This window comes from Methylobacterium sp. J-088 (genome assembly GCF_022829295.1).
In the GTDB taxonomy this organism is placed as follows: Bacteria; Pseudomonadota; Alphaproteobacteria; order Rhizobiales; family Beijerinckiaceae; genus Methylobacterium.
On record NZ_JAKSYH010000117.1, the window covers coordinates 1 to 5846 of the forward strand.

The following is a 5846-nucleotide window of genomic DNA, read 5'->3' on the forward strand; positions in this document are numbered from 1 at the left end:
TCCGCCACGAGTGCTTCGAGCCGAAGGCGATCCGAGGTGGAGAGCGTGAAAGAGATGCCACTGCGCATCCGGCCAGACTCGCAGGATGGGCCTCAAACCGAAACCCCACACGGACTCAACCGTCAGAGCTCAACCACTAGCATAGGCATAGGCACTGCAATCGTCGGCGCTGTAACGCCGACGTTCATCTCACCGCTCCTGCTCCCACCATAAGCTTACCTCGGCCGACGAGGGGCCTGTTCGTCATCAGCTCCTTGTTCTCGGCCTCAGCGAGGAAGACGGCGGAGATGCTGAGCAAGCGCATCGTGCTGATCGACGGCTCGCAGCTTGCTCGATCGATGGTGAGCACGCGGGTCGTCATTTCGTGGTCGTCTGGATCTGACGAACCGCCGAGCGGCGAGCGATCGTAGGCATCGATGCTCCAGAAGAAGCCCTCGCCCCCGAGCTCGACTGCGCCTGAGCCGTGCTCGCCGTGGGGATCGTTGTCGGGGTCGAAGCTGCTGAAGCGTCGTACGGCCAGGAGCAGGGCAATGCGGCCGGCCTCGGGCAGTTCGACCACACCGGGCGTCTCGACCACTCGCCCATCAGCGAAGCTGCGACGGAAGGCGTCGTTCAGGGCGCGCACGCGGGCGGTGGGATCGGTGGCGGCGATCGACAGCTGCCCTGGCTTCTGCGAACTGCCGATCATGGCTGAGCGGGTTGCTGGTGCCGAAAAGTCAGTACTGGTCATGGTAAAGCTCGCAACGAAGAAGGGGCCCCGTGTGGGACCCCTTGCTGGTGGTGCTCGGATTGGTGTGGCTTGGTCGCTCGGCCCGCGATGGCGAGGCGCGTTCGACAGTGCGGTTGTGGCGACACGGCGGGCCTCAAGCTGGCTTGCAATATAATCAATATATAGGAATAAAAACATAATGTCAAGGTTGCGAGTTGGTCAGGTGAGGTGGCACGTTTGCGACCGGCATCTGAGCATGACCTGACCGGCTAGCTTTGGACCGGGCTGATTGAGAGGATCATGCCTGCACCCCGGCAGTAGATGACCCTTCGCCGACTTCGAGCCTCTCAGCTGAGGGGCTGCTCACGGGTTGGAAGCGGACGCGGCGTGGTACGGCATCCCGAAAGCGCCATCTCCCGACTGCGCCGCTGCTTCGACCTCTTCATGTCATCCGCGCGAGCACGTCCTCCTTCCGCAGCTTGCGGTGCAGGAAGGCCATGACGACGTGGCCGGCCAGCACCGCCAAAAGCGTGAAGGCCAGCCAGTGATGGAGCAAATCACCGGGGGCAACCATCCAGGCGATCTTCTCGTCGCGCCCGGGCATCACCGGGATGCCGTAGGGCGTAAACGGCTTGCCCGAGCCGTATTGGCGCAGCAGCGCGAGGCCCGGCACGACGACCATCAGCGCGTAGATGAGAAGGTGGCCAGCGACCGCGGCGCGACCAAGTCGCCCCGGATGTGGCGGGCGCCGGGTCATGTTCGCCAAGCCCCAGACGCCGCGCAGCAGCACGAGCACGAACAGGGTGAAGCCCAAGGTGAAGTGGCTGCCGCCGACGATGCGCGTCACCGCGTTGTCGCCGGTGACGACGTACAGCAGCGCGCCTGCGAACTGCCACGCGAACAGCGCGGCCATCAGCCAGTGGAACGCACGGCTGACGCGGCCGTAGCGGCTTGGTGTATCGAGCCACCCGTCTCCAACCGGGGCTGCGTCGGTACCGCTGGCCGCGCTCATGCAATGGTCCCGTCCCACAGGTCCCCGGCCATGCCTCCGGCCCTGAGGATCTCCTCGGCGGCCGTAGTGAGGGCCCGGTCCGGCCCAGGCTGACGCAGGTAGGTGGCAAGGTCGCGAGACAGCCGCTCCAGAGGGTGCGTTCGCAGGAATCCTTGCAGGCCGACAGAACGCTGGGCGAGTTGCAGCACTTCAAGGCCGGCTTGTTCGACCGCTAGCCGTGCCAGATTGACGAGGGCGACGACGCGCTCCGGCGGAAGGATGCCTTCGGAAACCGTCTCCGCAGCGCGGTTCACCCACAGCCTGGCCCCTTCGACCGCGATGGCACCCTCGCCGAGACGCGCGAGCTGGTGTGGGTCGCCGCCGCGGCCGGTCGCGGCGAGATGCCCCCGCCAGGCGTCGAACACAGCCTCGATGCCTCCGACCTGCACGGCCGCGAACCGCCACGCGCCGCCTGAAAAATCTGGCTGACGGAAGTAGTCGTCCGGGCCGCCCAGAACGTCCTCCGCCGCCACGGCGATGCCGCCGAAGTCGAGAGTTCCCGTGGCCGAGGCGCGCATGCCGTGGGCCCGCCACGCCGACAGGTCGCTCCGGGTCCCGGGCTTCAGGGGCACGACCAGCATCAGGGTTCCAATTCCGGCCTGACCGCGGCACGTCACGAGCGCACGGGTGACGTAGCCCGCCCCAGAGGCGAATGTTTTCACGCCGCTGAGGCACATGCCGTCAACGCCATCCTGCAGGACGAGGCCGCCCTCGGTCGGCTCGGTGTTCCAAACGCCGAACAGGTGGTTGGCGCGGGCATCTGCGAACAGGCGCTCTTGCTGGTCGGCGTCACCGTACCGAGCGATGAGCTGCAAGGCGTTGACATGACCCTCGTAGAGCCGCCCGAGGGCGAGGCTGCCGTATCCCACCAACTGCAGCACCGCGGCGAGCCTGGAGGCTCCCGACTCCTCACCGAGATCAGCGCCGCCAGCCCAGGATGGGACGGGCGCCGCGAGCAAGCCCAGACGTGCGAGGTCGGCGACATCCTCGGTCGGGAAGCCGTCGTCGCGATCCTGCGTCTGCGCGCGCTGCACCGCCGACTGTGACACCGCGCGTGCCGCAGCGACGGCGTCGGACGTCAGGTCGAGCGGCGTGCGCTGATCCATGGTGTTTCTCCCTCGAAGCAGCGATAAGCGCCATGATCGCGCTCAATCGTCGACGAACGGCCGCTGCCGAAAGATATTTCAGTCTCCCGGTCCAAGGGCCATCACGGCGTGCGACTTAATCGACGGTTACGCAGCGGCCGGTCGCTCGGTTTGTCACATGCGCAGAACAGGCTGTCGCTCACTCGGCTTCTCGTGAGCAGGCGCATCAGCGCGATGGATCCCGGCAGGTGGCAGAGATGACAGACCGACCGACGGCCACCCGAAGGTTGCCGGCTGTCACCACGCTGACGGCGACGGCCATCGTGGTGGCCGACATGATCGGCGTCGGGGTCTTCACCAGTCTGGGGTTCCAGGTGAGGGACGTCCCGTCCGGCTTCGCCCTGGTGTTGCTGTGGGTCGTCGGCGGCGGCGTCGCGCTCTGTGGGACGCTCTGCTACGCCGAGCTCGCCACGATGTTTCCCCGCTCCGGCGGCGAGTACAACTTCCTCTCGCACATGTACGGTCCGGCGATCGGGTTCATGGCGGGCTGGCTCTCGGCTACCGTCGGGTTCGCCGCACCGGTGGCGCTCGCGGCTATGGCGTTCGGGCGGTACGCCGAGGCTGTACTACCCGGCGCGCCTGCACTTCCGCTCGGCCTCGCGTTGATCTGGATTGTCACGGCCATCCACCTGCGTGGCCTGCGCCACAGCAGCGTGTTCCAGGTTGCCTTCACGCTGCTGAAGCTCGCCCTGATCGTCGTCTTCATCGGGGTGGGCTTTGCCCGAGCCGGTGGCCAACCGATCAGCTTCGCCCCTAGCGCGTTCGACCTCACGCAGATCGTCAGCGCCGGCTTCGCGGTCAGCCTGGTCTTCGTGATGTACGCCTACTCGGGCTGGAACGCCGCGACCTACATCGTCGGCGAGCTCCGCGATCCGCAGCGCAGCCTGCCGCGGGCCTTGCTGGCCGGGACGGGGTGCGTGGTGGTGCTCTACGTCGCGCTGAACGCGGTGTTCCTCTACACGACGCCGCTGACGGAACTCGCCGGTCAAGTCGAGGTCGCCCTGATCGCCGGGCGTCACGTCTTCGGCGAGGCGGGTGGCCGCCTCGTCGGTCTCCTGATCTGCGCCGGCCTGATCGCGACGATCAGCGCGATGATGTGGATCGGTCCCCGCGTGACGGTGGCGATGGGCGAGGACATGGCGCCCCTGCGGATGTTCGCGCGTCGCACGCGCACCGGCGTACCGACCGCCGCCATCCTGCTTCAAGGCGCGGTTGCCAGCCTCCTCCTCCTGACGCAGAGCTTCGAGGCGGTGCTCGCGTTCGTCCAGTTCGGCCTGATCGCCTGCTCCTTCCTGACCGTGCTCGGCCTGATCAGGCTCCGAATTACCCGGCCCGACCTGCCACGACCGTGCCGGACCTGGGGCTATCCGTTCACGCCGCTGGTCTTCCTCGCGGTGACCCTGTTCATGATGGTCTATCTCGTGGCGGTGAGACCCTTCCAGTCCCTGGCGGGTCTGCTTTTGATGCTGGCGGGCCTCGTCCTGTACGCGGTCGCGACGGTGCAAAGACGGTGCGGAGCCTGACGGCCCTGCGCCCACCCTGGGATCGCCGAACTCTAGCCGGCGTCTGATTTGCGGGCGTGCAGCACGTCGAGCCGATACTCGGCCGTCCTCGACTGCTTCACGACCGTCGCGAAGGTCCGAGCGCCAGCGATGAAGCCTTCGGCTGCTTCGTCGCCGGAGAGCGGGTAGTGTGTCACCCCGAGCCAGTGGACCAAGACGATATCGGCTTCGGGTAACAGAGCGCCTTGGACCCGCGCGACCAGGCGCGCGAGATCAGCGCGGTCGAGATAGTACGCCACCTCCGAGATCACGATTAGGTCGAACCGCCCGTCTGGCCAAGCGTCAGGGACAGCGGCCAGCATGAAGCGCGCGTTCGAGCAATCGGCGCAACGCGCCCGCGCGGCGTCCAGAACGGACGGCACCACGTCGAGTCCGATCAACGCGTCGCAGCGCCGGCAGAGCTGATGGGTGAACACGCCGATCGAGCATCCCACGTCCAGTGCCGATGCGTAGTGGGCGCGCGGCAGGGCGGCAAGCGTCGCGGCATACTTGTCGCGTTCGTACGGGCTCGTGGCGAAGCGCCACGGATCTGCCTCGGTCGCGTACATGCCCTTGAAGTACTCTTGATCCAGAGTTTTCGTTCGACGGCCGGTCGGAGCGTCGGAGGGCCTGTCGGAAGTCGTCTCCAAGCCTGCGGCTCCTCTGATTCCGATTAAGGTACTCGTGGCGGCAACGGCTCCGGACTGAAGCATGTGACGGCGTGAGACGGGCTCGCGTACACGCACGATACACCTCAGGGTGCCAGTAACTGTGGGACTGGAAAACAGCACGCAGTCGGGACAGTTCCGAGCACAGGCGTCGGCGGTCGTCCGAGGATACGCGTTGGTGCTGGCGCGGTAGCCCGCTCCGATGCCGTTGCGATTGAGACCGGACCCTCGGCTACCCCCTCATCAGAGATGCCCCATAGGCCATCGGAGTAGACTGAATTGGACAGTATCGTCCGCTTATGTGACCTCGTCATAACTGGTTGAGTGACTGAGAGGCGCAACGCTGAATGTCCGGTCTTGCACACGGCGGCGATGGAACGTGACGTAGCCTGGCCGTAAGCGGCCTGTCCGCTTCGGAGCAGGTCCGCTGGAAAAGCGGACAGCCTCCTATCGACCGAGGCCGTGTCAAAACGCATTGATCGTGGTCGCCAGCGCTGGTCGGCAGGATGATGACGACGGCGCGGTGGACCGCTTCAGGCTCGAATGGCCTGGATGAGCCAGGTTGCGCCGAACAGGCGTATCATCCGCTTCATGTTGTAGGCGAGGATCGCAAGGCTCATCTCGGTTCGCACGCCTTTCAGGCCCTTCGTCAGGAAGGGCGTGCTGCCCATCCAGGCTTTCAGCGTTCCGAAGACATGCTCGACCGTGGCGCGCCGTATCGCCATGGCGTCC

General features: G+C 66.1%; 6 protein-coding genes and 1 pseudogene. 2 read left to right on the forward strand and 5 right to left on the reverse strand.

The window, feature by feature from the left end; translation table 11 throughout:
• The first annotated feature begins 254 nt into the window (after positions 1–254).
• Positions 255–410: a hypothetical protein gene (locus MKK63_RS12755; protein WP_244002221.1), complete on the forward strand. Its 156-nt coding sequence runs from the start codon at positions 255–257 to the stop codon at positions 408–410.
• Here MKK63_RS12755 and MKK63_RS31970 read toward each other — a convergent pair.
• The 3 genes and pseudogenes from MKK63_RS31970 to MKK63_RS12770 all read right to left on the reverse strand — a co-directional run.
• Positions 392–907: pseudogene (locus tag MKK63_RS31970) on the reverse strand (DUF3768 domain-containing protein); the annotation flags it as partial. The gene MKK63_RS12755 and the pseudogene MKK63_RS31970 overlap by 19 nt on opposite strands.
• Positions 908–1151: 244 nt before the next feature.
• Positions 1152–1721 (reverse strand): cytochrome b, encoded by a 570-nt coding sequence (locus tag MKK63_RS12765; RefSeq protein ID WP_244002213.1) that lies wholly within the window; start codon positions 1719–1721, stop codon positions 1152–1154.
• Positions 1718–2866: an acyl-CoA dehydrogenase family protein gene (locus MKK63_RS12770; RefSeq protein WP_244002215.1), complete on the reverse strand. Its 1149-nt coding sequence runs from the start codon at positions 2864–2866 to the stop codon at positions 1718–1720. Before MKK63_RS12770 ends, MKK63_RS12765 begins: the two co-directional genes overlap by 4 nt.
• A gap of 236 nt (positions 2867–3102) precedes the next feature.
• Here MKK63_RS12770 and MKK63_RS12775 point away from each other — a divergent pair, with 236 nt between their 5' ends.
• On the forward strand, positions 3103–4428 hold the full coding sequence (locus MKK63_RS12775; protein ID WP_244002217.1) for an APC family permease: 1326 nt from the start codon (positions 3103–3105) through the stop codon (positions 4426–4428).
• Between the two features lie 32 nt (positions 4429–4460).
• Here the strand turns inward: MKK63_RS12775 and MKK63_RS12780 are convergent, their stop codons facing one another.
• Positions 4461–5015 carry a class I SAM-dependent DNA methyltransferase gene (locus MKK63_RS12780; protein ID WP_244002223.1) on the reverse strand — a complete coding sequence of 185 codons (555 nt, stop codon included), beginning with the start codon at positions 5013–5015 and terminating at the stop codon, positions 4461–4463.
• 632 nt (positions 5016–5647) lie between these two features.
• Positions 5648–5846: transposase (locus tag MKK63_RS12785; protein ID WP_244002219.1), on the reverse strand; the 199-nt coding region annotated here is incomplete at its 5' end.

Bases quoted from the DNA above. Each gene is read 5' to 3' on its own strand.
- MKK63_RS12765 (WP_244002213.1), bottom strand. From the start codon at position 1,721: ATGAGCGCGGCCAGCGGTACCGACGCAGCCCCGGTTGGAGACGGGTGG.
- MKK63_RS12770 (WP_244002215.1), bottom strand. From the start codon at position 2,866: ATGGATCAGCGCACGCCGCTCGACCTGACGTCCGACGCCGTCGCTGCG.
- MKK63_RS12775 (WP_244002217.1), top strand. From the start codon at position 3,103: ATGACAGACCGACCGACGGCCACCCGAAGGTTGCCGGCTGTCACCACG.
- MKK63_RS12780 (WP_244002223.1), bottom strand. From the start codon at position 5,015: ATGTACGCGACCGAGGCAGATCCGTGGCGCTTCGCCACGAGCCCGTAC.